Consider the following 24,204-nt stretch of genomic DNA (forward strand, 5'->3'; position numbering starts at 1 on the left):
CGACATCGAGATCTACACGGACGAGTCGCGCTCGGAAGTGCTGATGACGTGGCGCAACCTGCGCCAGCAGAGCGTGCGTCCGGTGGTCGACGGCGTGATGCGCCCGAACCGCTCGCTTGCCGACTTCATCGCGCCGAAGGAATCGGGCGTCGCCGACTACATCGGCATGTTCGCGGTGACGGCCGGCCTCGGCGTCGACGTGAAGGAAAAGCAGTTCGAAGCCGACCACGACGACTACAGCGCGATCATGCTGAAGGCGCTCGCCGACCGCTTCGCGGAAGCGTTCGCCGAAGCGATGCACGCGCGCGTGCGCCGCGAGCTGTGGGGCTATGCGAGCGGCGAGACGCTCGACAACGACGCGCTGATCGCCGAAAAGTACGCGGGCATCCGCCCGGCGCCCGGCTACCCGGCCTGCCCCGACCATCTCGTGAAACGCGACATGTTCGCCGCGCTGCACGCGGACGAAATCGGGATGAGCGTGACCGATTCGCTGGCGATGTTGCCGGCGGCGAGCGTGTCGGGTTTCTATCTCGCGCATCCGGACAGCCGCTACTTCTCGGTCGGCAAAATCGGGCAGGATCAGCTCGACGACTACGCGCAACGAATGCAGCTATCGCTCGACGACGCGCGCCGCGCGCTCGCGCCGCAACTCTGATCCGGGCACGACCGGGGCGGTTCGCCGCCCTTTTGATCAGACGAAATCAAAAAGCCCGCATCGAGCGGGCTTTTTCATGCGCCTTTGCGATCTCGCGATCGGGTCAGGCGGGCAACGCGGCTCAGAAGCCCCAGTGCACGTCGGCCTGACCGGCCTTCGCTTCGCGCAGCATCGTCAGGAACGGTGCGACGCGCTGCGCCAGGCTCGGCGGCACTTCGTGGTGCGCGTGGTCGTCTTCGTCCTCGTGGAAATGGCCGGCGTGCTCGGCACGCTCCTGCTTCGCCTGCGCGACCGCGCCTTCCAGCTTCGCGATCGCGTGGTCCAGTTCGTCGTGCGTAATGACACCGCGTTCGCCCAATTGCTTGCCGACGAGGCCCAGCACGTATACGGCGAAATCCTTCAGCACGTCGAGATCCTGTGCCGCCTTGCTCTTGAACGTAATCATGACTATTCCCTTTTCATCTTGTTGTGCCTGCGCGGCGCGGTTGGGGGACGCCGGCAGGCCGGCGTCCGGCCTCGCGGACGCGGGGCGCCTGAGCGGCATATTAGCACCTGTTAAAATTCTGCGATCCCTGAAACGCGCGCTTAAAAAGCGCGCCGGCCGGCCGGCGTTTCCGGCCGCCACCAACGAAGCCTTCTACCAGCATGCTGCCAGCTCACAAACAGACCCTCGAAGCCCTGCTCGCGGATAGCGTCACGCAGGTCGCACACGCGCTGAAAGGCGCCGACGCAGCGTTCGTCGCCCCGGCCATCACGCTCGAGCGCCCGAAGGTCGCCGCGCACGGCGACGTCGCGTGCAACGTCGCGATGCAGCTCGCCAAGCCGCTCGGCACGAACCCGCGCCAGCTCGCCGAGCAGATCGTCGCCGCGCTCACGGCCCAGCCGGCCGCGCAAGGGCTCGTCGACGCGGCCGAAATCGCCGGCCCCGGCTTCATCAACCTGCGCCTGACGGCCGCCGCGAAGCAGGCGGTGATCGCCGCCGTGTTCGACCAGGGCCGCGCGTTCGGCACGTCGGATCGCGAAAAGGGCAAGCAGGTGCTGCTCGAATTCGTGTCGGCCAACCCGACAGGCCCGCTGCACGTCGGCCACGGCCGCCAGGCGGCGCTCGGCGACGTGCTCGCGAACGTGATCGCGAGCCAGGGCTACGCGGTGCACCGCGAGTTCTACTACAACGACGCCGGCGTGCAGATCGGCAACCTCGCGATCTCGACGCAGGCGCGCGCGCGCGGCCTGAAGCCGGGCGACGCGGGCTGGCCGGAAGCCGCGTACAACGGCGAATACATCGCCGACATCGCACGCGACTACCTGAACCGCGAGACGGTTGCCGCGAAGGACGGCGAGCCGGTCACCGGCGCGGGCGACATCGACGATCTCGACGCGATCCGCAAGTTCGCGGTCGCGTACCTGCGTCACGAGCAGGACATGGACCTGCAGGCGTTCGGCGTGAAATTCGACCAGTACTACCTCGAGTCGTCGCTGTACAGCGAAGGCCGGGTCGAGAAGACGGTCGACGCGCTGATCAAGGCCGGCATGACCTACGAGCAGGACGGCGCGCTGTGGCTGCGCACGACCGACGAGGGCGACGACAAGGATCGCGTGATGCGCAAGACGGACGGCACGTATACGTACTTCGTGCCGGACGTCGCGTATCACGTGACGAAGTGGGAGCGCGGCTTCTCGAAGGTGATCAACATCCAGGGTTCGGACCACCACGGCACGATCGCGCGCGTGCGCGCGGGCCTGCAGGGCCTGCACATCGGCATCCCGAAGGGCTATCCCGACTACGTGCTGCACAAGATGGTCACCGTGATGCGCGACGGCCAGGAAGTGAAGCTGTCGAAGCGCGCGGGCAGCTACGTGACGGTGCGCGACCTGATCGAATGGTCGGGCGGCGCGACGCCGGGCCAGGAAGCAGCCCCCGACCTGATCGACGAGGCGACCATCACGCGCGGCCGCGACGCGGTCCGTTTCTTCCTGATCTCCCGCAAGGCCGACACCGAATTCGTGTTCGACATCGACCTCGCGCTGAAACAGAACGACGAGAACCCGGTCTATTACGTCCAGTACGCGCATGCGCGGATCTGCTCGGTGCTCAACGAACTGAAGTCCCGCTACAACGTCGAAGCGGCGCAGCTGCCGGGTGCCGACCTGTCGCAGCTCACGAGCCCGCAGGCCGTGTCGCTGATGCAGAAGCTCGCCGAGTATCCGGACATGCTCACGCACGCGGCGAACGAACTGGCGCCGCACGCGGTCGCGTTCTACCTGCGCGATCTCGCTGGTGAATTCCACTCGTTCTACAATGCGGAGCGCGTGCTGGTCGACGACGAAGCGCCGCGCAACGCGCGCGCCGCGCTCCTCGCCGCGACCCGGCAAGTGCTCGAGAACGGCCTGGCGGTGCTCGGCGTGTCCGCGCCCGCCAAGATGTAAGCGGCCCGGACCGGGCAGCGAATGGCTGCGGCAGGCGCGCCTGCGACGGGAGCACCCGCCGCCGGATGCCCGTCGCAGCCTTTTCACGATTCTTTTTGCAGGTGACTCAAGCAATGGCACAACCACGCCGAACTTCGAAGCAATCGAAACAAGCCGGAGGGACATTTCTTGGAATCGTGCTGGGCCTGATCGTCGGCCTCGCGATCGCGGTGGTGGTGGCGCTCTACATCACGCGGTCGCCGTCGCCGTTCGTGTCGAAGGTCGCGCCGCCGCCGGCCGACAACGCCGCGAGCCAGCCGCAGCAGTTCGACCCGAACCGCGCGCTGCAGGGCAAGACGCCCGGCCAGCCGGTGCCGCAGGCCGCGCAATCCGCGCCGCCCAACACCGCGCCGGGCCAGGCCGCGAACCAGACCCAGGGCGGCCTGCTGCCCGAACCGCAGATCGTCGAAGTGCCGCCGTCGGGCAACACGAACGGCTCCGGCAACGCCAGCGGCTCGGGCAACACCACCGCATCGAACAACGCGTCGTCGGGCAATGGCGTCGCCGTCGCGCCGAAGCCGGCCGACAACCCGCCGCCGCCGAAGAAGACGCAACAGGCGCAGCAGCAGCAACAGCAGCAGCAAGGCGGCGAGGACGACCTCGCGCGCTTCGCCGCGCAGAAGCAGGCGCAGCAGGCTGCCGCGCAGAAACAGCAGCAACAGCAACTGGCCGCGAACACGCCGAAGCCGGCGCCGTCCGCGACGTCCGCCGCGGCAGCGAAGCCGCCGACCGCAAGCGACGCGAACACCGGCTACTTCCTGCAGGTCGGTGCGTACAAGACGGAAGGCGACGCCGAGCAGCAGCGCGCGCGGCTGGGCTTCCAGGGCTTCGAGTCGAAGGTGTCGAAGCGCGATGTCAGCGGCGTGACCTATTTCCGCGTGCGCGTCGGCCCGTTCTCGAAATTCGAGGATATGAACTCGGCCCGCCAGCGCCTGTCCGATGCAGGTGTCGACACGGCGGTGATCCGTTTCACGAAGCAGTAAGCAACCGGCCGCGCCCACGCAGAACCCGTTACGTTTCGTAACCCGAGCAACTGATTCGACGTCCACAACATGAAAAAACTGCTTAGCACGCTCCTTCTGTCCCTCGGCCTGGCCGCAGCCGGCTTCGCCCAGGCTTCGCCCGCGGCGCCGGTGTCCGGCAAGGACTTCGAGGTGATGAAGTCGCCGCAGCCGGTGTCCGCGCCGGCCGGCAAGGTCGAAGTCATCGAGTTCTTCTGGTACGGCTGCCCGCACTGCTACGAATTCGAGCCGACGGTCGAGGCCTGGGTGAAGAAGCAGGGCAACAACATCGACTTCAAGCGCGTGCCGGTCGCCTTCCGCGACGATTTCCTCCCGCACTCGAAGCTGTTCTACGCGGTGTCGGCGCTCGGCATTTCGGAGAAGGTCACGCCGGCGATCTTCAACGCGATCCACAAGCAGAAGAACTACCTGCTGACGCCGCAGGCGCAGGCCGACTTCCTGGCGACGCAGGGCGTCGACAAGAAGCAGTTCATGGACGCGTACAACTCGTTCAGCGTGCAGGGCCAGGTGAAGCAGTCGGCCGAGCTGCTGAAGAACTACGCGATCGACGGCGTGCCGACAATCGTGGTCCAGGGCAAGTACAAGACGGGCCCGGCTTACACGAACAGCATCCCGGGTACCGCGCAGGTGCTCGACTACCTCGTGAAGCAGGTTCAGGACAAGAAGCTCTGATCCCCGCCCGCGCGCCGGCATGACTACTCCGCTGAAGGTCTTCATCACCGGCGCGTCGAGCGGGCTCGGCCTCGCGATGGCCGAGGAATACGCCCGCCAGGGCGCCACGCTCGCCCTCGTCGCGCGCCGCACCGATGCCCTCGATGCGTTCGCGCGACGCTTTCCCAAGCTGTCCGTCTCCGTCTATTCCGCCGACGTGCGCGACGCCGACGCGCTCGCGACGGCCGCCGCGTCGTTCATCGCCGCGCACGGCTGCCCCGACGTCGTGATCGCGAACGCGGGCATCAGCCAGGGCGCCGTCACCGGCCAGGGCGATCTCGCCACGTTCCGCAACGTGATGGACATCAACTACTACGGGATGGTCGCGACGTTCGAGCCGTTCGTCGGCCCGATGACGGCCGCGCGCCACGGCACGCTGGTCGGCGTCGCGAGCGTCGCCGGCGTGCGCGGCCTGCCCGGGTCCGGCGCGTACAGCGCGTCCAAATCGGCCGCGATCAAGTATCTCGAGGCGCTGCGCGTCGAACTGCGCCCGGCCGGTGTCGGCGTCGTGACGATCGCGCCCGGCTACATCCGCACGCCGATGACCGCGCACAACCCGTACCGGATGCCGTTCCTGATGGACGCCGACCGCTTCGCGGCCCGCGCCGCGCGCGCGATCGCGCGGCAGCACGCGTTCCGCGTGATTCCGTGGCAGATGGGCGTCGTCGCGAAGGTGCTGCACGTGCTGCCGCGCTGGCTCTACGACCGCCTGTTCGAGAAGGCACCGCGCAAGCCGAAGGCCGGCGCGCATTGAGTGCGGCGCCAACGTCGCACGCACCGCTCCTCCTTCCACACGACTCGCCGCAGCCGGCGCGGCGATTCTGCCGATTCTGCCGATTCTGCCGATTCTGGTGATTCTGGTGATTCTGGTGATTCTGGTGATTCGGTGATTCGGTGATTCGGTGATTCGGCGATTCGGCGATTCGGCGATTCGGCGATTCGGCGATTCGGCGATTCGGCGATTCGGCGATTCGGCGATTCGGCGATTCGGTGATCCAGCCGATTCGCGTCGATCAGCACCGATCCTCGCCGATCCGCTTTGGCCTGCGCTCTCCCCGCCCCCCATCTCGGCCGCCGGTCGTTCGCCGTCGCGCCTGTCTCATCTCCCCGCCGCTGCGCCGCCCCAGCACGCATTCCGTCGCGAACGCAGCCGTTTCTCGCTCAATTCGCTGCGTTCCGGCGCCTTTTTTCACGCACCGCGCGCTTTGACGGTATGCTATCCGCCAGCCGCGCCGGCCCCGCCTGTTACCGGGCCACGCCCGCATTCCGACACCCAGCAAAAATCACAAGCAACGTGGGAGAACCTATGCACGTCAAGCTGTTCGCCGCGGCCGCCGTCGCCGCCGCCCTCGCCGCCCCCGGCCTCGCCGCCGCCAAGCCGCTCACCGTCTGCACGGAATCGAGCCCGGACGGCTTCGACGTCGTGCAGTACAACTCGCTCGTCACGACCAACGCATCGGCCGACGTGATCTTCAATACGCTCGTGTCGTACGACGAAGCGGCGAAGAAGGTCGTGCCCGCGCTCGCCGACAAATGGGAAGCGAGCGCCGACGGCCTCACGTACACGTTCCATCTGCGCCCGAACGTCGCGTTCCAGACCACCGACTACTTCAAGCCGGGCCGCCCGCTGAACGCGGACGACGTCGTGTTCACGTTCTCGCGGATGCTCGACGATGCGAACCCGTGGCACAAGGTGGCCGGCGCGAGCGGCTTCCCGCACGCGCAGTCGATGGGCCTCGTGAAACTCGTGAAGTCGGTCACGAAGGTCGACGACAACACGGTGAAGTTCGTGCTGAACGAGCCGAACGCGACGTTCGTGCCGATCCTGACGATGGGCTTCGCGTCGATCTACTCGGCCGAATACGCGGACCAGCTGCTGAAGGCCGGCAAGCAGGCCGACCTGAACGCGAAGCCGGTCGGCACCGGCCCGTTCGTGCTGAAGAGCTACACGAAGGACGCGCTGATCCGCTACGACGTGAACCCGGCCTACTGGGGCGCGAAGCCGAAGGTCGACCGGCTGATCTACGCGATCACGCCCGACCCGTCGGTGCGCATGCAAAAGGTGAAGGCCGGCGAATGCCAGATCGCGCTGTCGCCGAAACCGCAGGACGTGCTCGCCGCGAAGGGCGAAGGCGCGCTGAAGGTCGTGCAGACGCCCGCGTTCATGACCGCGTTCGTCGCGCTGAACACGCAGAAGAAGCCGCTCGACAACGACAAGGTGCGCGAGGCGCTGAACCTCGCGTTCGATCGCGCGACCTACCTGAAGGTGGTGTTCGACAACACGGCGACGGCCGCGAACAACCCGTATCCGCCGAACACGTGGAGCTACGCGAAGGACGTCGCGCCGTATGCGTACGATCCCGCGAAGGCGAAGCAGCTGCTCGCGTCGGCCGGTTTCCCGAACGGCTTCTCGACGACGATCTGGACGCGCCCGACCGGCAGCGTGCTGAACCCGAACCCGAAGGCCGGCGCGGAACTGCTGCAGGCCGACCTCGCGAAGATCGGTGTGAAGGCCGAGGTGAAGGTGATCGAGTGGGGCGAGCTGATCAAGCAGGCGAAGCTCGGCCAGCATGACATGCTGTTCATGGGCTGGGCCGGCGACAACGGCGATCCGGACAACTACCTGTCGCCGCTGTTCAGCTGCAACGCGGTGAAGTCGGGCATCAACTTCGCGCGCTTCTGCGACGCGCAGCTCGACAAGCTGATCGCCGACGGCAAGTCGACCGCCGACCAGGGCAAGCGCGCGAAGCTGTACGAATCGGCGCAGAAGATCATCCATGACGAGGCGCTGTGGATTCCGCTCGGCTACCCGACCGCGGCCGCGGTCACGCGTGCGAACGTGAGCGGCTATCACGTCAGCCCGTTCGGCCGGCAGAACTTCGCGGCAGTCGCCGTGCAGTAACCGCGCGTGGCGCGCAAGCGACGGCGCCCCGGCCCGTCGCTTGCGGCCCGCGCGCCGCGCTTGCTACACTGCGCGCTCATTCCTCATACCGGACGCCAGCCGAAGTGAACAACTAAGCCTTCCCAAAAATGTTTTCGCCGCCGTGCCTCGCACGCCGCGCGCGAAGGGTTTCACGCATTTTCGGAGGTGCTTATGGCTGCTGCCACGCCGACCGGCGCGCTCGTCGCGCTTCATCACGTTTCCTTCCGCTTCGACGACGGCGTCACGCTGTTCGATTCGCTCGACCTTTCCATCGACCGCACGCCGACGGGCATCGTCGGCCGCAACGGCGCCGGCAAGAGCCTGCTCGCGCAACTGATCGCCGGCCGGCGCACGCCGAGCGCGGGCGCGATCGACCGGCAAACGTCGGTCGTCTACGTCGCGCAGCAGCACGACGACGCACCGGACACCATGCGGACCGTCGCGGAATTCGCCGCGCTCGATGCGCCGCTCGCGGCCCTCGCACGCCTCGCGGACGGCCGCGCGAGCGCACACGACTTCGACCTGATCGGCGATCGCTGGGACCTCGCCGAGCAGCTGCGCGCGGCGCTCGACGCGGCCGGCCTGCACGACGTGCGCGCCGATACACCGGCACATGCGTTGAGCGGCGGCCAGAGGGCGCGCGTCGCGCTGATCGGCGCGTTGCTCTCGGAGGCCGGGCTGCTGGTGCTCGACGAACCGACCAACCACCTCGACGCGCCGGGCCGCGCGTGGCTGCGCACGGCGCTCGACGGCTGGCGCGGCGGCGTCGTGATCGTCAGCCATGACCGCGCGCTGCTCGCCGGCGTGCAGCGCATCGTCGAGCTGACACCGCAAGGCGCGCGCTCATACGGCGGCAACTACGCGCTCTACCGTGCGCAGCGCGACGCGGAACAGGATGCCGCGCAGGCCGCGCTCGAGCATGCGCGCACCGAGCGCGGGCGCGCCAGGCGCCGGCTCGAACAGGAACACGACGCGATCCAGCGCCACGCGGCCGGCTCGCTGCGCGATGCGAAGACGGCCAACCTGTCGTCGGGCGCGAAGCAGCGGCGCAAGGGCGCCGCGCGCAACATCATGGGGCAGGTGCGCCGCGACCAGAGCGCGTTCAAGGCGACGCTCGACGAACGCGTGCAGGACGCAGCCGCGCGCGTCGAGGCCGACGCGCCGGTGCTCGTGTCGCTGCCGGGCACCGAGGTCAGCGCGCGCCGCCAGCTGTTCACGCTCGAGCGCGCCCGACTGCCGTGGCGCACCGCCGGGCGCGCGGACGCGATCACGTGGTCGGCCAGCGGCCCGGTGCGCATCGCGCTGACGGGCCCGAACGGCTGCGGAAAATCGTCGTTGCTGCGCATGCTCGCCAGCGAACTCGCGCCGCGCTCGGGCACCTGCGCGACGCACGTGAGCGCCGCGCATCTCGACCAGCGGCTCGCGCTGCTCGATCCCGAGCGCTCGATCGTCGAACAGCTGGGCAGCCTCGCTACGCCGCTCGCCGAAGGCGAGCTGCGCAGCCGGCTCGCGCTGCTGCAGCTCGATGCCGCGCGCGCGACGCAGCCGGTGCAGCGCCTGAGCGGCGGCGAGCGGTTGAAGGCCGCGCTTGCGTGCGCGTTGTGGCGCGGCACGCCCGCGCAGCTGCTGCTGCTCGACGAGCCGACCAATCACCTCGATCTCGAATCGGTGCGCGCGATCGAAGCCGCGCTGGCCGGCTTCCCCGGTGCGCTGGTGGTCGCGTCGCACGACGCCGCGTTTCTCGCGGCGCTCGCGCCGACGCACACGATGCAATGGCAGCGCGACGGGTGGCGTTACGAACCCGTCGCGTGATTGACGCTCACGGCCGTTCGTCGTTTCGCGTGATGTCCGATTCGACGAACCGCTGCCTGACGAGCCGCTCCGATTCGAGCAAGCCTTTGCCGGTCGGGACGACGGATTTCGCGTTGTTGGAACGGCACGGACCGGGTTGAACGCTGAAAACGAGGGAACGTCGGGCCGGCAACGCTCAGGCCCGCGCGAAGCGAATCACGCCGTCGTCGCCCTGCTCGCGCACGAGCTCGCCCGCAAGCCACAGCAGGTTCAGGTGCGCGAGCGCCTCGCCGAGCGCGAACGTCATCTGATGGATGTCGAGCTCGCGGCGGCGGAACATGATCGGCACGATGTCGGCGGCGCTCGCCGGCTTCTCCGCGCAGGCGACGCGCACTTCGTCGAGCCGTGCGTCGTGGTGCGCGCGCAGTTGCGCGATGCGGGTGCGCACGCCGCGGAACGGCTTGCCGTGCGACGGCAGCACGAGCGTGTCGGGCGCCATCGTCTCGTAGCGGCCGAGCGATTCGAGGTACAGCGCGAGCGGGTTCGCTTCCGGCTCGAGATCGAACACGGACACGTTGGTCGAGATGCGCGGCAGCACCATGTCGCCGGAGATCAGCACGCCGTCCTCTTCGCTGTAGAGCGCGCAATGTTCAGGCGAATGGCCGTAGCCGGTGACGACGCGCCACGTGCGCGCGCCGATCGTCACCGGGTCGCCTTCGCGCAGGCGCCGGTAGCGCGGCGGCACGGCCGGCACGAGGTCCGAGTAATAGCTGCGACGGTTGCGCAGTTTGTCGAGCGCGGCCGGATCGGTCAGCCCGTGACGCGCGAAGTGATCGGCGGCGGCCGCGCCGCCGGCGTTCGAGCCGTTGCCGGCCGCCATCAGGCAGCCGAACATGTATTCGCCGAGCGTCATCCACAGCCGCACGTTCCAGCGGCGCCGGTCGCCGCCTTCGCAGATCCAGTTCGCCAGGCCGAAGTGATCGGGATGGCAATGCGTGACGAGCACGCGCAGCACCGGCAGCCCGTCGAGATGCGTGTCGAAGATCTGTTCCCAGTGCGTACGGATCGCATCGGACGAGATACCGCAGTCGACGATCGTCCAGCCGGCCTGTCCGTCGATCTCGTCGCGCAGCAGCCAGAGATTGATGTGATCGAGCGAAAACGGCAGCGGCATGCGCAGCCAGCGCACGCCGGGCGCGACCTCGAACGTGTCGCCCGCGGCGGGCAGCGTGTCGGCGAAGGGATAGTCGAGTTGGTGTTCCAGTGCGTTCATCGGTGGGGTGTCTCGTCGTTATCGGTGCGAATGCGAATGCGGGCGCGGGTGCGAATGCAAGCGCAGGAGCGCGCGGCATACCGCGGCGGGCATCGCGTCGATTCTATCGCCGTCGCGCGAAACGCGTGCCGGCGCGCGCCGGACGGTCAAAAAAAGTTCGTGCCAGAATCGGTTCCGTACCCGTATCTTTACGCGAAGATGCATCGAACGGCATGCAACGGCGAGCAACCCGCCCATTGACGGCGCTTGGGCGCCGGACCCCGAAAGTCCTTGAAACGCCGACTTGGGCGCTAAAATGGCGAGTGCTTACAGCCCCTCTTCAACGAGCCTGCACGCGATGAATCACTTCCCCAAACTGCTGTCGTCGCAAATCGGCTTCGACGTCGCGCAGACGATGCTCGAATACTTCGACCGCCACTACCGGATCTTCCGGGAAGCCGCCGTCGAGGCGAAGACGCTATTCGAGCGCGCCGACTGGCACGGCCTGCAGCGGCTCGCGCGCGAGCGGATCACGTCGTACGACGATCGCGTGCAGGAGTGCGTCGAGCTGCTGGAGGACGAATACGACGCGGAGAACATCGACGACGAGGTGTGGCAGCAGATCAAGCTGCACTACATCGGGCTGCTCACGTCGCACCGCCAGCCCGAGTGCGCGGAAACGTTCTTCAATTCGGTGTGCTGCAAGATCCTGCACCGCTCCTATTTCAGCAACGATTTCATCTTCGTGCGGCCCGCGATCTCGACCGAATACCTCGAGAACGACGAGCCGGCCGCAAAGCCGACCTATCGCGCGTACTACCCGGGCACCGACGGGCTCGCGGCCACGCTCGAGCGCATCGTCACGAACTTCCAGCTCGAGCCGCCGTTCGAGGATCTCACGCGCGACATCGGCTGCGTGATGCAGGCGATCAGCGACGAATTCGGCCAGTTCGACGCCGCGCCGAATTTCCAGATCCACGTGCTGTCGTCGCTGTTCTTCCGCAACAAGAGCGCGTACATCGTCGGCCGCATCATCAACGCCGATCGCGTGCTGCCGTTCGCGGTGCCGATCCGCCACGTGCGCCCAGGCCTGCTCGCGCTCGACACCGTGCTGCTGCGCCGCGACCTGCTGCAGATCATCTTCAGCTTCTCGCACTCGTATTTCCTCGTCGACATGGGCGTGCCCTCCGCGTACGTGGATTTTCTCTGCACGATCATGCCGGGCAAGCCGAAGGCCGAGATCTACACGTCGGTCGGCCTGCAGAAGCAGGGCAAGAACCTGTTCTACCGCGACCTGCTGCACCACCTGTCGCATTCGAGCGACCGCTTCATCATCGCGCCCGGGATCAAGGGCCTCGTGATGCTCGTGTTCACGCTGCCGTCGTTCCCGTACGTGTTCAAGATCATCAAGGATCAGTTCCCGCCGCCGAAGGAAACGACGCGCGCGCAGATCATGGAGAAGTACCAGCTCGTGAAGCGCCACGACCGTCTCGGGCGGATGGCCGATACGCTCGAGTATTCGAGCGTCGCGCTGCCGCTGTCGCGGCTCGACCATGCGCTCGTGCGCGAGCTGGAAAAGGAAGTGCCGTCGCTGCTCGAATACGAGGACGACAACCTCGTGATCAAGCACCTGTACATCGAGCGCCGCATGACGCCGCTCAACCTGTACCTGCAGAACGGCACCGACGCGGACGTCGAGCACGGCGTGAAGGAGTACGGCAACGCGGTGAAGGAGTTGATGAAGGCCAACATCTTCCCCGGCGACATGCTTTACAAGAACTTCGGCGTCACGCGCCACGGCCGCGTCGTGTTCTACGACTACGACGAGATCGAGTACCTGACCGACTGCAACGTGCGGCGCGTGCCGCCGCCGCGCAACGAGGAAGACGAGCTGTCCGGCGAACCGTGGTATACCGTCGGCCCGCACGACATCTTTCCGGAAACCTACGGACCGTTCCTGCTCGGCGACCCGCGCGTGCGGACGGTCTTCATGAAGCATCACGCGGACTTTTTCGAACCCGCGCTGTGGCAGGCCAGCAAGGACAAGCTGCTGCAGGGCGAGTTGCCCGATTTTTACCCGTACGACGTGTCGCTGCGCTTCAGCGTGCGCTACCCCGAGCGCTTCGACGCGACGCCGGACGCCGGTGACGACGCAAGCGACGCGCAGCGCGCCGCCTGACGCACCGTCCGATCGAACCAAACCCGTTATCGACCTGACTTCCGCCAACGGAATCCACACCGATGAATACCCAAGACAATCCGCTTTCACACCTGTTCGACAACAACGACGCCTGGGTCAAGCGCCAGCTCGCCGACGATCCCGATTTCTTCGCGCGTCTCGCCGACCAGCAGGCGCCGGAATATCTGTGGATCGGCTGCTCGGATTCGCGCGTGCCCGCGAACCAGATCATCGGCCTGCCGCCGGGCGAAGTGTTCGTGCACCGTAACATCGCGAACGTCGTCGTGCACAGCGACCTGAACTGCCTGTCGGTGATCCAGTTCGCGGTCGACATCCTGCGCGTGAAGCACATCATGGTCGTCGGCCACTACGGCTGCTCGGGCGTGAACGCGGCGCTGCACAACCGCCGCGTCGGCCTCGCGGACAACTGGCTGCATCACGTGCAGGACGTGCGCGAACGCCACGCCGCACTGCTCGACGAATGGCCGGTCGGCGAAGCGCGCTATCGCCGCCTGATCGAGCTGAACTCGATCGAGCAGGTCGTCAACGTATGCCGCACGACGATCGTCAACGACGCATGGGCGCGCGGCCAGTCGCTCACCGTGCACGGGCTCGTGTACGGCGTGCACGACGGGCGGATGCGCAACCTCGGGATGGCCGTGTCGAGCTTCGACGCGCTGGATGCAACCTACAAGCGCTGCGTCGCGGCGTTGACCGCGCGCGGCCAGCACGCGCCCGACAACGACATGGTCGCGGCGGACGCCGCGCGGCTCGACGACGTCGCGCAGGCGGTCGCCGCCACGCTGAAGCCGTGCGACGACGCGAAGTAACCGACTCGAAGTAGCCGACGTGCGCGGCCACGCGGGCGCGGCACGCCAGCGCCCCGCCGCGCGCCATCCGGCTGAAGGTGCATCATGATGGCGGGGCCGCGCCCCCTGCATCCCGTCGCGCGACGGGTGCGCCGTGCGCACACGCCAGCCGGCGCAACGGCGGTCATGCGGCCGCGACGGCCGTCGAACTGATCTGACACCGGCACTGCCGCGACGGCGGTGCAATGCAAAGGAGCGGCGAACATGAAAACCGTACTGATCGTCGGCGCATCGCGCGGCCTCGGACGCGAATTCGTCCGGCAATACCGGCGCGACGGCTGGAACGTGATCGCGACCGCGCGCGACGACGCATCGCTTGCCGCACTGCGCGAACGCGGCGCGCACGCGCATGCGCTCGACATCGCGCAGCCCGAACAGATCGCGGCGCTCGGCTGGAAGCTCGACGGCGAACGGCTCGACGCGGCGGTGCTCGTGTCGGGCGTGTACGGGCCGCGCACCGAAGGGGTCGAAACGATCGGCGCCGAGGATTTCGACACGGTGATGCATACGAACGTGCGCGGGCCGATGCAACTGCTGCCGATCCTGCTGCCGCTCGTCGAGGACGCGCGCGGCGTGCTGGCGGTGGTCTCGAGCCGGATGGGCAGCATCGCCGAGGCGACCGGCACGACCGGCTGGCTGTACCGCGCGAGCAAGGCCGCGCTGAACGACGTGCTGCGCATCGCATCGCTGCAGACGCGCCACGCCGCCTGCATCTCGCTCCATCCCGGCTGGGTGCGCACCGACATGGGCGGCGCGCAGGCCGCGATCGATCCGGAGACCAGCGTGACCGGCATGCGCCGCGTGATCGCGGAAGCCGGCGCGGACGTGTCGCAGGCCAACGGCCGTTTCTTCCAGTACGACGGCGTCGAGCTCAGCTGGTGAGCCGGCATGACAACCCGGCGTCGTTAATTCCCGAATCGCATGATTTTGAACCGACCTGACGCGTGCCCGTGCGGCGGCGCGTCCCCCGTCTCTGCCGGCAAAGCCCCGGCGCCACGCTATGCGGCCTGTTGCGGCCGCTTCATCGACGGCGGCGAAGCCGCGCCGACCGCCCTCGAATTGATGCGCTCGCGGTACAGCGCGTACGTGCTCGGCGCGACCGACTATCTGCGCGCGACCTGGGACGCGCGCACCTGCCCCGCCGATCTCGATGCGGACCCGAATGCGCCCGACGCGCCTCGCTGGCTCGGCCTCGCCGTCAAACGCCATGCCCGGCTCGACGAACAGCACGCGGAGGTCGAATTCGTGGCCCGCTACAAGGTCGGCGGCCGGGCGTACCGGCTCCACGAGACGAGTCGTTTCACACGCGACGAGCACGGTTTCTGGCGCTATGTCGACGGCGAAGTAAGTGAACGCTGACAAATAGTTGCCATGTCAGACGCCGGGTAATTCCCGCATTGCACAACCTGAATTTGTCGGGCTAGGATGGCCGTCAGATTGGTCATGTTGCATGGCAGGGCTTACGAATGGCGTTCAGCAAGGTATTGGTGGGATGGATGGCGGCCTGCGCGCTGTCGGCCGCTCAGGCCGGTACGGCGCCGAACGCGCAATCTGGCGCGGCCGCGGCCAGCGGCTCGCTCGCCCACGCCGAGCGCTTCGATTACGGCGATTCGGGCCTCCCGCAGGTCGCCGCGAACCTCAACGAACAAATCGTCAGCATTCCGGCCGATGCTTCGGGCGCCGTGATGCTCGAGGCCACGCTGTTCAAGCCGAACGGCCCCGGCCCGTTCCCGCTCGTCGTCTTCAACCACGGCAAGAACACCGGCGATCTTCACCAGCAGCCGCGCAGCCGGCCGCTCGCGTTCGCGCGTGAATTCGTGCGCCGCGGCTATGCGGTGATCGCGCCGAACCGCCAGGGCTTCGCCGGTTCGGGCGGCGCGTACCAGCAGGAAGGCTGCAACGTCGGCAAGAACGGCCTCGTGCAGGCCGCCGACGTCGACGCGACGGTCCGCTACATGTCGCGTCAGTCGTACATCGATGCGTCGCGCATCGTCGTCGCGGGCACGTCGCACGGCGGCCTCGTGTCGGTCGCATACGGTACCGAGGCGGCGCCCGGCGTGCGCGGCATCATCAACTTCTCCGGCGGGCTGCGCCAGGACCTCTGCGACGGCTGGCAGCGCAATCTCGTCGACGCGTTCGACCAGTACGGCGCGCATACGGCCGTGCGGTCGCTGTGGCTGTACGGCGACAACGATTCGGTGTGGACGCCCGCGCTCGTCGCGCAGATGCACGACGCCTACGTGTCGCACGGCACGCAGGCGCAGTTCATCGATTTCGGCCGCTACAAGGACGACGCGCACCGGCTGATCGTCGATCGCGACGGCGTGCCCGTGTGGTGGCCGGCCGTGCATGCGTTCCTCGCGGAACTGAACCTGCCGACCTCGGTGCGCTATGCGGTCGCGAACCCGCACGAGCCGAATGCGACCGGCTATGCGTCGATCGACGCGGTCGAGGCGGTGCCGTTCCTCGACGCAGCCGGCCGCGAAGGCTATCGCCGCTTCCTGAGCCAGCATCCGAGCCGTGCGTTCGCGGTGTCGGCTGAAGGCGCGTGGTCGTGGGCCGAAGGCGGCGACGATCCGATGGCGCTCGCGCTCGACAACTGCTCGAAGCAGGGCGCGGGCGCATGCAAGCTGTATGCGGTCAACGACCGCGTCGTGTGGAACGCGAATGCGACGCAGACGGCCGACAACGGCGACGCCGACGCGCGCGCCTTGGCTTCGCGCTGACGCGCGCGTGTCGCGACGCGCGTCAGGATCGCGTTCTACCCACGTCTCTTTCCCCTCTTCCGTTTCGTGAGCGTGCGGTCCGCAGCGGCGTTCGCATGCCCGTTCTCGCGCTCTTGTGAGTCCGCGGGCTGAGCACCCCGCTCGTAACATCCGCTGAGAGCCTTTGCGGGACTTTTCCCGCCTGTTCCGAACGCCAGCGGCGCCTGATTCAACGCGCCATTTGCCGGTCGCCGGTCGCCGGTCGCCGGTCGCCGGTCGCCGGTCGCCGGTCGCCGGTCGCCGGTCGCCGGTCGCCGGTCGCTAGTCGCCGGTCGCTAGTCGCTAGTCGCCATTCGCAGGTCGCCATTCGCCATTCGCCATTCGCCATTCGCCATTCGCCATTCGCCATTCGCCATTCGCCATTCGCCATTCGCAGGTCGCAGGTCGCAGGTTGCTAGTCGCCGGTCGCATTGCGCCACACTTCGCGCCCCTTTTCCCTTCCCGCCCCGATTTTTCACCCCTCCCGCGCCCGCCCGCCCGACGATTTTTTTCTGTCGGGGGGTGTCACTCGAACGTCGTCATCTGCGGTCATTTCGGGGCATCTGGCGCGTACCGTCCCGAGCACCCCGGATCTGCGCCGAACTCCCGCCCGGCAAGGCTTTGCGGTGTTTGTAACCGGTAGTGCAACGCGCGGCGGAACACGCTAATCTCAGCGCGTTTTCCGTCTGTCGCCGCGCGGTGTCCCGTTCGATACCCGCCGCCGTTTTACTCCCCGGAGTCGCCTTGAGTACGCCAGCCACCGATGACTGGGTCGCGCGCAGCCTGCGCGCGGTCTGGCATCCCTGCACCCAGATGAAGCACCACGAGCGCCTGCCGCTCATTCCCGTCGCGCGCGGCGCGGGCCTGTGGCTGTACGACCGCGACGGCCGCCGTTACTTCGACGCGATCAGCTCGTGGTGGGTGAACCTGTTCGGCCACGCGAACCCGGACATCAACGCGGCGCTGAAGGACCAGCTCGACACGCTCGAGCACGCGATGCTCGCCGGCTGCACGCACGAGCCGGCGATCGAGCTCGCCGAGCGGCTGCACGCGCTCACCGCGCGCACGCTCGGCCATGCGTTCTTCGCGTCGGACGGCGCGTCGGCGGTCGAGATCGCGCTGAAGATGAGCTTCCACGCGTGGCGCAACCGCGGCCGCGCGGACAAGCGCGAGTTCGTGTGCGTCGCGAACAGCTATCACGGCGAGACCATCGGCGCGCTCGGCGTGACCGACGTCGCGCTGTTCAAGGACGCGTACGACCCGCTGATCCGCAACGCGCACGTGGTCGCGTCGCCCGACGCGCGCGGCGCGCTGCCGGGCGAGACGGCCGCCGACGTCGCGGGCCGCGCGCTCGACGACGTGCGGCGCCTGTTCGCCGAACGCGCCGACCGGATCGCCGCGCTGATCGTCGAGCCGCTCGTGCAATGCGCGGCCGGCATGGCGATGCACGATCCGTCGTACGTGCGCGGGCTGCGCGCGCTGTGCGACGAATTCGGCGTGCACCTGATCGCCGACGAGATCGCGGTCGGCTGCGGCCGCACCGGCACCTTCTTCGCGTGCGAGCAGGCCGGCGTGTGGCCCGATTTCCTGTGCCTGTCGAAAGGCATCAGCGGCGGCTACCTGCCGCTGTCGCTCGTGCTCACGCGCGACGACGTTTTCGCGGCGTTCTACGACGACGACACCACGCGCGGCTTCCTGCATTCGCATTCGTACACCGGCAACCCGCTCGCGTGCCGCGCGGCCGTCGCGACGCTCGACCTGTTCGCGCGCGACGACGTGCTCGCAGGCAACGCGCGCAAGTCGTCCGCGATGCGCGCCGCGCTCGCGCCGCTCGGCGCGCACCCGCAGGTGCGTCACCTGCGCGAGCGCGGCACATTGTTCGCGTTCGACGTCGCGCTCGACGGCGACGCGGCACGCGGCTTCTCGCGACGCTTCTTCGAGCGCGCGCTCGAACGCGAACTGCTGCTGCGCCCGATCGGCGCGACCGTGTACCTGATGCCGCCGTACGTGATGAGCGACGACGACATCGCGTGGCTCGCGCAACGCACGCGCGACACGCTCGACGCGACACTCGCGGAGGCGGCGCGATGAAACAGCCGTCGCAGAAAACGACCGCGCCGCTGCTCGACACGCTGCAGCGCGGCCTCGCCGAACTCGATACGCAGGGCCTGCGCCGCGTGCGCCGCACCGCCGACACCGCGTGCGACGCACACATGCGCGTCGACGGCCGCGACATCGTCGGCTTCGCGAGCAACGACTATCTCGGCCTCGCCGCGCATCCGGCGCTCGTCGCCGCGTTCGCGGACGGCGCGCGGCGCTATGGCTCCGGGAGCGGCGGCTCGCATCTGCTCGGCGGCCATTCGCGCGCGCACGCGACGCTCGAGGACGAACTCGCCGGCTTCGCGGGCGGCTTCTCCGATGCGCCGCGCGCGCTGTACTTCAGCACCGGCTACATGGCGAACCTCGCCGCGATGACGGCCCTCACCGGCAAACACGCGACGATCTTCTCCGACGCGCTGAACCACGCGTCGCTGATCGACGGGATCCGGCTGTCGCGCGCGAACGTGCAGGTCTATCCGCATGCGGACATGGCGGCGCTCGCCGCGCTGCTCGATGCGTCGGAGGCCGAAACGAAGCTGATCGTCAGCGATACGGTGTTCAGCATGGACGGTGACCTCGCGCCGCTCGCCGAACTCGTCGCGCTGGCCGAACGCCACGGCGCGTGGCTCGTCGTCGACGACGCGCACGGCTTCGGCGTGCTGGGCCCGCAGGGCCGCGGCGCGCTCGCGGCCGCCGCGCTGCGCTCGCCGAACCTCGTGTACGTCGGCACGCTCGGCAAGGCCGCCGGCGTCGCGGGCGCGTTCGTCATCGCGCACGAGACCGTGATCGAATGGATGATCCAGCGCGCGCGCAGCTACATCTTCACGACGGCGGCGCCGCCCGCGGTCGCGCATGCGGTATCGGCAAGCCTGAAGGTGATCGCCGGCGACGAAGGCGATGCGCGACGCGCGCACCTCGCCGCGCTGATCGAGCGCACGCGCGCGCTGCTGCGCATGACACGCTGGCAGCCGGTCGACTCGCACACGGCCGTGCAGCCGCTCGTGATCGGCAGCAACGACGCGACGCTCGCGGCGATGCGCTCGCTCGACGCGCACGGCCTGTGGGTGCCCGCGATCCGGCCGCCGACGGTGCCCGCCGGCACGTCGCGCCTGCGCATCTCGCTGTCGGCCGCGCATTCGTTCGACGATCTCGCGCGGCTGGAAACCGCACTCATCGAAGCCAGCGAGCAAACCGCATGAACGCACCGCTTTCCCTCTTCGTCACCGGCACCGACACCGAGATCGGCAAGACCTTCGTGTCGGCCGCGATGCTGCACGGCTTCGCACGTCACGGCCTGCGCGCGGCCGCGCTGAAGCCCGTGGCCGCCGGTGCGTATGAACGCGACGGCGTCTGGCGCAACGAGGACGCCGACCAGCTCGACGCGGCCGCGAACGTCGTGCTGCCGCCCGAGCTGCGCACGCCGTTCCTGCTGAAGGCGCCGGCCGCCCCGCACATCGTCGCCGCGCAGGAAGGCGTGACGATCGACCTCGACACGATCGTCGCGAGCCACCGCGAGGCGCTGACGCGCGCGGACGTCGTCGTCGTCGAAGGCGTCGGCGGCTTCCGCGTGCCGCTGAACGACACGCAGGACACGGCCGATCTCGCGGTCGCGCTCGGCCTGCCGGTCGTGCTCGTGGTCGGCATGCGGCTCGGCTGCATCAGCCACGCGCTGCTGACGGCCGACGCGATTCGCCAGCGCGGCCTCACGCTCGCCGGCTGGGTCGCGAACCACGTCGACCCGGCCATGCCGTACGCCGACGAGAACGTCGCGACGATCCGCGACTGGCTCGCGCGCGAACATCGCGCGCCGCTGCTTGGCCGCATCGCGCACTTGGCGCCGGCCGCCCCCGAATCCGCCGCGGCGATGCTCGACATCGCCGCGCTCGTCGACACGCTGCGCCGCGCGCAGCATTGACGCCCCGATCCCCGCATTCACGACAGGAAAACCACCATGACCCAAGCCCAGACCGCCGCCGTGCAACCCGACGCGATCCCCGTGGCCGCCCCGACGTCGCAGCGCTGGCGCGTCGCCGACGTCGTCGCGCTGTTCGAGCTGCCGTTCAACGACCTGATGTTCCGCGCGCAGCAGGTGCATCGCGAGCACTTCGACGCGAACGCGGTGCAGCTGTCGACGCTGCTGTCGATCAAGACGGGCGGTTGCGAGGAGGATTGCGGCTACTGCTCGCAGTCGTCGCACCACGAGACGGGCCTGAAGGCCGAGAAGCTGATGGACGTCGACGCGGTGCTCGACGCCGCGCGCGCGGCCAAGGCGAACGGCGCGAGCCGCTTCTGCATGGGCGCCGCATGGCGCAACCCGAAGGAGCGCCACATGCCTGCGCTGACCGAGATGGTGCGCGGCGTGAAGGAACTGGGCCTCGAGACCTGCATGACGCTCGGCATGCTGGAGGACGAGCAAGCCAAGGAACTCGCCGACGCGGGCCTCGATTACTACAACCACAATCTCGACACGTCGCCGGAGTTCTACGGCCAGGTGATCTCGACGCGCACCTACCAGGATCGTCTCGACACGCTCGATCGCGTGCGCGACGCGGGCATCAACGTGTGCTGCGGCGGCATCATCGGGATGGGCGAATCGCGCCGCGAACGCGCGGGCCTGATCTCGCAGCTCGCGAACCTGAACCCGTATCCGGAGTCGGTGCCGATCAACAACCTCGTCGCGATCGAGGGCACGCCGCTCGAAGGCACCGCACCGCTCGACCCGTTCGAGTTCGTGCGCACGATCGCGGTCGCGCGCATCACGATGCCGAAGGCCGTCGTGCGGCTGTCGGCCGGCCGCGAGCAGCTCGACGACGCGATGCAGGCGATGTGCTTCCTCGCGGGCGCGAACTCGATGTTCTACGGCGACCAGCTGCTGACCACGAGCAATCCGCAGACGCAGCGCGACCGCGCGCTGTTCGAGCGCCTCGGCATCCGCGCGAGCCAGGCCGACGCGCTGGCGGAGAACGCGTAAGCGCCGGCCTCGCGTCGTTCTGCGAAGGTTGCAGACGAAAAAACCGGGGCATGCCCCGGTTTTTTTTCGTCCGATCGTCTGCGCCGGGCCGGCCTGCGCGTCGCGCATCGCGGTCTTGCCCGCGCGCCGGATCGAAGCGTCGAGCCCGATCGTCAGCGTACGCGTCGGCGCGACTTCCGCCTGCGCGTCACACGTGTGCGGCCGCGCCGTCGAGCGCCGCGCGCACGCGCGCGACGCGCTGTTCGTCGACCGGCGCCAGCACCTCGCCGCGCGGCCGCACGCCCGAGCCGAAGTGCACCGCGTGCACGCCAGTCGCGCGAACGAAATCGCCGACCGCGTCGATCGTGAGGCCCGAGCCGGCCAGCACCGTGCAGGTCGAGCCTGCCGCCTGGCGCACCAGCCGCGTGATCGTCGCGACCGCGTCGAGCACCGACGGATGGCCGCCCGAGGTCAGCACCGACGTGACCGCCGGCACGCGCAGCAGCGCGTCGAACGCGGCATTGAGGTCGCGCGACACGTCGAACGCGCGATGGAACGTCAGGTCGCGCCCGTCCGCGGCCGCCGCGATGCGCTCGAGCGCATCGAGATCGACGTCGCCGCGCGCATCGAGCGCGCCGAACACGACGCCGTTCGCACCAGCCGCGACGGCCGCGCGCACGTCGCGCTCGATCACGCGCAGGTCGTCGGCGTCGTAGACGAACGCGCGGCTGTGCGGGCGCACGATCACGTTCACCGGGATCGCCACGGCGGCCACGACGGCCTCGATCAGGCCGACGCTCGGCGTGAGCCCGCCTTCACTGATCGCGGTCACGAGTTCGAGCCGGTCGGCGCCCGCGCGGGCAGCGGCCTTCGCGTCGCCGACGGTGGTGGCGATCACTTCGAGGAGAACGGAGGAAGCGGCGGTGCGGTTCATCGGCGGCTCGCGAATCGTCAGGACAATTCGCGCATCCTAGCCGAGCCGCATGAACCGCGCCAGCGCGACGCCGTCGCTATGCGCCGCCCGCTTCCTCGTCGATCCAGTCGATATCGCCGCACAGCACGTGCTGCGCATCGCCGATGCGCACCGCCACCGACAGCGTCACGCACGGCTGCGCCTCGTTGATCGACAGGTACGGGCGCGTCACCTGCACGCGTCCGGGCTCGGCGATCGCCGTGCGGAAATACGGCCGGCGCAGCCAGTTCGCACCCTGCGCATCCGACAGCGGCGAGAAGCGCGCCTCGGCGAGCGCGCGGTCCGCGCGCAGCACGACGTTGCGGCCGGCCTGCCGGCCGCGCGCGTCGAGCAGGAAGCAGCGCGCGGCATCGTCGAGCGCGAGGAAGTTCCAGCACACCTCGTCGAGCGGCTCGCCGGCCGCCACCCGCTCGGCCGCGCGCTCGAACGCGCGCAGGTATGGCGCGAGCCGCTGCGCGTCGCGCCGCTCGCGCGCTTCGGTCTGCTGGCGAAAGCGCTCGGTCAGCTCGCCGATGCAACCGGTCGCGGCCGCGCTGTCAGGTAGCCCGGGGGCCGGGCGGCCGAAGAAATAGCCCTGCACGAAATCGGCCTCGCACGACAGCGCGATCTGCGCGTCGTGCTCGGTCTCGATCCCCTCGACGAGCACCAGCTTGCCGGCCTCGTGCAGCAGCGTGACGAGCCCGTGCAGGATCGCGGTGAGCCCCGTGCGGTGCGCGGCGTGGGACAGCATGATCCGGTCGAGCTTCACGATGTCCGGGTTCAGCTGCCAGATCCGCTCGAGGTTCGAGTGACCGGCGCCGAAATCATCGAGCGCGATCAGGAAACCCTGCGCGCGGAATTCGCGCACGGCCTCGGCGAGCCGCTCGACGTCTTCCGCGCGCTGTTCGAGCACTTCGAGCACGACGCGGCGCGGCGGCATGCCGATCCGCTTCAGGTTCGCGAACAGCGCGGCGGCCTGGAACGGGTCGGTCAGCACGCCCGGATGCACGTTGAGGAACAGCCACTCGCGCTCGGCGCCGAGCAGCGCGAAGTTCTCGAGATGCAGCGCCTGCGCGAGCCGGTCGAGCTGCAGCAACTCGCCCTGGCGCGCGGCCTCGCCGAACACGTCGAGCGGCGACACCGCGCGGTCGAGCGCATCATGCGCGCGCAGCAGCGCCTCGTAGCCCACCGCGCGCTGGTGCGACAGGCTGAAGATCGGCTGGAACACGGTCGTGAGCGACAGGTCGTGATGCTGCGTCGCCAGGCGCTCGAGGCCGGAGCTCATCTCCCGCTCGAAACGATACGGCGATGCGGTGGCCGGACGCTCCTGTTGCGCGATCGTCATGGCGCCCTCCTGGTGATGCAGCCGAACGCGGCGGTTGGTTGAGACGGCGCGCGCAATGTCATGGTGGAATCCTCGGTTGTCCGGCCGGTGCCGGACGGTAGGCAAGCATCAAGCAAGGTCCGTGCAAGGGCCGAACACGCGCGCCGCGCCTGCGTGCGGCGCCGCCGCACCAGCATGGCGCAGGCCGGATGCACCGTTCACGTGCATGCGCACCGGCGCACTCGAACGCACCTGCCGCGTCGTCA

The 24,204-nt window shown here is 68.7% G+C and carries 20 protein-coding genes; 16 read left to right on the forward strand and 4 right to left on the reverse strand.

Annotated elements, in window-relative coordinates:
- The coding region (locus tag DIE16_RS26100; protein WP_311769727.1) for a vitamin B12 dependent-methionine synthase activation domain-containing protein at positions 1-655 on the forward strand (655 nt) is incomplete at its 5' end.
- Between the two features lie 121 nt (positions 656-776).
- Here DIE16_RS26100 and DIE16_RS26105 read toward each other — a convergent pair.
- A complete protein-coding gene (locus DIE16_RS26105; RefSeq protein WP_044846191.1) occupies positions 777-1,100 on the reverse strand; it encodes a DUF1840 domain-containing protein in 324 nt (107 codons plus the stop codon).
- Between the two features lie 200 nt (positions 1,101-1,300).
- Between DIE16_RS26105 and argS the strand changes: the two genes are divergently transcribed.
- From argS to DIE16_RS26140, 6 genes are all read left to right on the forward strand, one after another.
- Entirely contained in the window at positions 1,301-3,082 is a 1,782-nt protein-coding gene (argS, locus tag DIE16_RS26110) for an arginine--tRNA ligase (RefSeq protein ID WP_124520661.1), read from the forward strand.
- Positions 3,083-3,195: 113 nt separating this feature from the next.
- Positions 3,196-4,104: an SPOR domain-containing protein gene (locus DIE16_RS26115; protein ID WP_124486574.1), complete on the forward strand. Its 909-nt coding sequence runs from the start codon at positions 3,196-3,198 to the stop codon at positions 4,102-4,104.
- 69 nt (positions 4,105-4,173) lie between these two features.
- Positions 4,174-4,815 (forward strand): thiol:disulfide interchange protein DsbA/DsbL, encoded by a 642-nt coding sequence (locus DIE16_RS26120; RefSeq protein ID WP_044846188.1) that lies wholly within the window; start codon positions 4,174-4,176, stop codon positions 4,813-4,815.
- A gap of 19 nt (positions 4,816-4,834) precedes the next feature.
- Positions 4,835-5,608, forward strand: coding sequence for an SDR family oxidoreductase (locus DIE16_RS26125; protein WP_044846187.1), 774 nt, complete (start codon positions 4,835-4,837; stop codon positions 5,606-5,608).
- A 552-nt stretch (positions 5,609-6,160) separates the two neighbouring features.
- On the forward strand, positions 6,161-7,756 hold the full coding sequence (locus DIE16_RS26135; protein WP_124893685.1) for an ABC transporter substrate-binding protein: 1,596 nt from the start codon (positions 6,161-6,163) through the stop codon (positions 7,754-7,756).
- A gap of 192 nt (positions 7,757-7,948) precedes the next feature.
- On the forward strand, positions 7,949-9,589 hold the full coding sequence (locus DIE16_RS26140) for an ABC-F family ATP-binding cassette domain-containing protein (RefSeq protein WP_124893686.1): 1,641 nt from the start codon (positions 7,949-7,951) through the stop codon (positions 9,587-9,589).
- Positions 9,590-9,764: 175 nt separating this feature from the next.
- Here DIE16_RS26140 and DIE16_RS26145 read toward each other — a convergent pair whose 3' ends face one another.
- The gene (locus DIE16_RS26145; RefSeq protein ID WP_124893687.1) at positions 9,765-10,841 is read right to left on the reverse strand and encodes an MBL fold metallo-hydrolase; all 1,077 of its coding nucleotides are present in this window, start codon (positions 10,839-10,841) and stop codon (positions 9,765-9,767) included.
- Positions 10,842-11,178: 337 nt separating this feature from the next.
- Here DIE16_RS26145 and aceK point away from each other — a divergent pair, with 337 nt between their 5' ends.
- From aceK to bioB, 9 genes are all read left to right on the forward strand, one after another.
- The gene (gene aceK / locus DIE16_RS26155; RefSeq protein ID WP_044846183.1) at positions 11,179-12,999 is read left to right on the forward strand and encodes a bifunctional isocitrate dehydrogenase kinase/phosphatase; all 1,821 of its coding nucleotides are present in this window, start codon (positions 11,179-11,181) and stop codon (positions 12,997-12,999) included.
- A gap of 62 nt (positions 13,000-13,061) precedes the next feature.
- On the forward strand, positions 13,062-13,829 hold the full coding sequence (gene can, locus DIE16_RS26160; protein ID WP_124486578.1) for a carbonate dehydratase: 768 nt from the start codon (positions 13,062-13,064) through the stop codon (positions 13,827-13,829).
- A gap of 243 nt (positions 13,830-14,072) precedes the next feature.
- Entirely contained in the window at positions 14,073-14,750 is a 678-nt protein-coding gene (locus tag DIE16_RS26165; protein ID WP_044846181.1) for an SDR family oxidoreductase, read from the forward strand.
- A 39-nt stretch (positions 14,751-14,789) separates the two neighbouring features.
- Positions 14,790-15,227 carry a YchJ family protein gene (locus tag DIE16_RS26170; RefSeq protein ID WP_124893688.1) on the forward strand — a complete coding sequence of 146 codons (438 nt, stop codon included), beginning with the start codon at positions 14,790-14,792 and terminating at the stop codon, positions 15,225-15,227.
- Between the two features lie 107 nt (positions 15,228-15,334).
- Positions 15,335-16,594, forward strand: coding sequence for a dienelactone hydrolase family protein (locus DIE16_RS26175; RefSeq protein WP_124893689.1), 1,260 nt, complete (start codon positions 15,335-15,337; stop codon positions 16,592-16,594).
- A 762-nt stretch (positions 16,595-17,356) separates the two neighbouring features.
- On the forward strand, positions 17,357-18,703 hold the full coding sequence (bioA, locus tag DIE16_RS26190) for an adenosylmethionine--8-amino-7-oxononanoate transaminase (RefSeq protein WP_124893691.1): 1,347 nt from the start codon (positions 17,357-17,359) through the stop codon (positions 18,701-18,703).
- On the forward strand, positions 18,700-19,911 hold the full coding sequence (gene bioF, locus DIE16_RS26195; protein ID WP_124893692.1) for an 8-amino-7-oxononanoate synthase: 1,212 nt from the start codon (positions 18,700-18,702) through the stop codon (positions 19,909-19,911). The genes bioA and bioF overlap by 4 nt, the downstream gene beginning before the upstream one ends.
- Positions 19,908-20,627 carry a dethiobiotin synthase gene (gene bioD, locus DIE16_RS26200; protein ID WP_124893693.1) on the forward strand — a complete coding sequence of 240 codons (720 nt, stop codon included), beginning with the start codon at positions 19,908-19,910 and terminating at the stop codon, positions 20,625-20,627. The genes bioF and bioD overlap by 4 nt, the downstream gene beginning before the upstream one ends.
- Before the next feature lie 36 nt (positions 20,628-20,663).
- Positions 20,664-21,683, forward strand: coding sequence for a biotin synthase BioB (gene bioB / locus DIE16_RS26205; protein ID WP_124520646.1), 1,020 nt, complete (start codon positions 20,664-20,666; stop codon positions 21,681-21,683).
- Between the two features lie 187 nt (positions 21,684-21,870).
- Here the strand turns inward: bioB and DIE16_RS26210 are convergent, their stop codons facing one another.
- Positions 21,871-22,596, reverse strand: a complete 726-nt coding sequence (locus DIE16_RS26210; protein WP_124893694.1) for a copper homeostasis protein CutC — start codon at positions 22,594-22,596, stop codon at positions 21,871-21,873.
- A gap of 76 nt (positions 22,597-22,672) precedes the next feature.
- Entirely contained in the window at positions 22,673-23,959 is a 1,287-nt protein-coding gene (locus DIE16_RS26215) for an EAL domain-containing protein (protein WP_044846173.1), read from the reverse strand.
- Positions 23,960-24,204 lie beyond the last annotated feature (245 nt).

This window comes from Burkholderia sp. Bp9090 (assembly GCF_003857985.1).
In the GTDB taxonomy this organism is placed as follows: domain Bacteria; phylum Pseudomonadota; class Gammaproteobacteria; order Burkholderiales; family Burkholderiaceae; genus Burkholderia.

Bases quoted from the DNA above. Each gene is read 5' to 3' on its own strand.
- DIE16_RS26105 (WP_044846191.1), bottom strand. From the start codon at position 1,100: ATGATTACGTTCAAGAGCAAGGCGGCACAGGATCTCGACGTGCTGAAG.
- argS (WP_124520661.1), top strand. From the start codon at position 1,301: ATGCTGCCAGCTCACAAACAGACCCTCGAAGCCCTGCTCGCGGATAGC.
- DIE16_RS26115 (WP_124486574.1), top strand. From the start codon at position 3,196: ATGGCACAACCACGCCGAACTTCGAAGCAATCGAAACAAGCCGGAGGG.
- DIE16_RS26120 (WP_044846188.1), top strand. From the start codon at position 4,174: ATGAAAAAACTGCTTAGCACGCTCCTTCTGTCCCTCGGCCTGGCCGCA.
- DIE16_RS26125 (WP_044846187.1), top strand. From the start codon at position 4,835: ATGACTACTCCGCTGAAGGTCTTCATCACCGGCGCGTCGAGCGGGCTC.
- DIE16_RS26135 (WP_124893685.1), top strand. From the start codon at position 6,161: ATGCACGTCAAGCTGTTCGCCGCGGCCGCCGTCGCCGCCGCCCTCGCC.
- DIE16_RS26140 (WP_124893686.1), top strand. From the start codon at position 7,949: ATGGCTGCTGCCACGCCGACCGGCGCGCTCGTCGCGCTTCATCACGTT.
- DIE16_RS26145 (WP_124893687.1), bottom strand. From the start codon at position 10,841: ATGAACGCACTGGAACACCAACTCGACTATCCCTTCGCCGACACGCTG.
- aceK (WP_044846183.1), top strand. From the start codon at position 11,179: ATGAATCACTTCCCCAAACTGCTGTCGTCGCAAATCGGCTTCGACGTC.
- can (WP_124486578.1), top strand. From the start codon at position 13,062: ATGAATACCCAAGACAATCCGCTTTCACACCTGTTCGACAACAACGAC.
- DIE16_RS26165 (WP_044846181.1), top strand. From the start codon at position 14,073: ATGAAAACCGTACTGATCGTCGGCGCATCGCGCGGCCTCGGACGCGAA.
- DIE16_RS26170 (WP_124893688.1), top strand. From the start codon at position 14,790: ATGATTTTGAACCGACCTGACGCGTGCCCGTGCGGCGGCGCGTCCCCC.
- DIE16_RS26175 (WP_124893689.1), top strand. From the start codon at position 15,335: ATGGCGTTCAGCAAGGTATTGGTGGGATGGATGGCGGCCTGCGCGCTG.
- bioF (WP_124893692.1), top strand. From the start codon at position 18,700: ATGAAACAGCCGTCGCAGAAAACGACCGCGCCGCTGCTCGACACGCTG.
- bioD (WP_124893693.1), top strand. From the start codon at position 19,908: ATGAACGCACCGCTTTCCCTCTTCGTCACCGGCACCGACACCGAGATC.
- bioB (WP_124520646.1), top strand. From the start codon at position 20,664: ATGACCCAAGCCCAGACCGCCGCCGTGCAACCCGACGCGATCCCCGTG.
- DIE16_RS26210 (WP_124893694.1), bottom strand. From the start codon at position 22,596: ATGAACCGCACCGCCGCTTCCTCCGTTCTCCTCGAAGTGATCGCCACC.
- DIE16_RS26215 (WP_044846173.1), bottom strand. From the start codon at position 23,959: ATGACGATCGCGCAACAGGAGCGTCCGGCCACCGCATCGCCGTATCGT.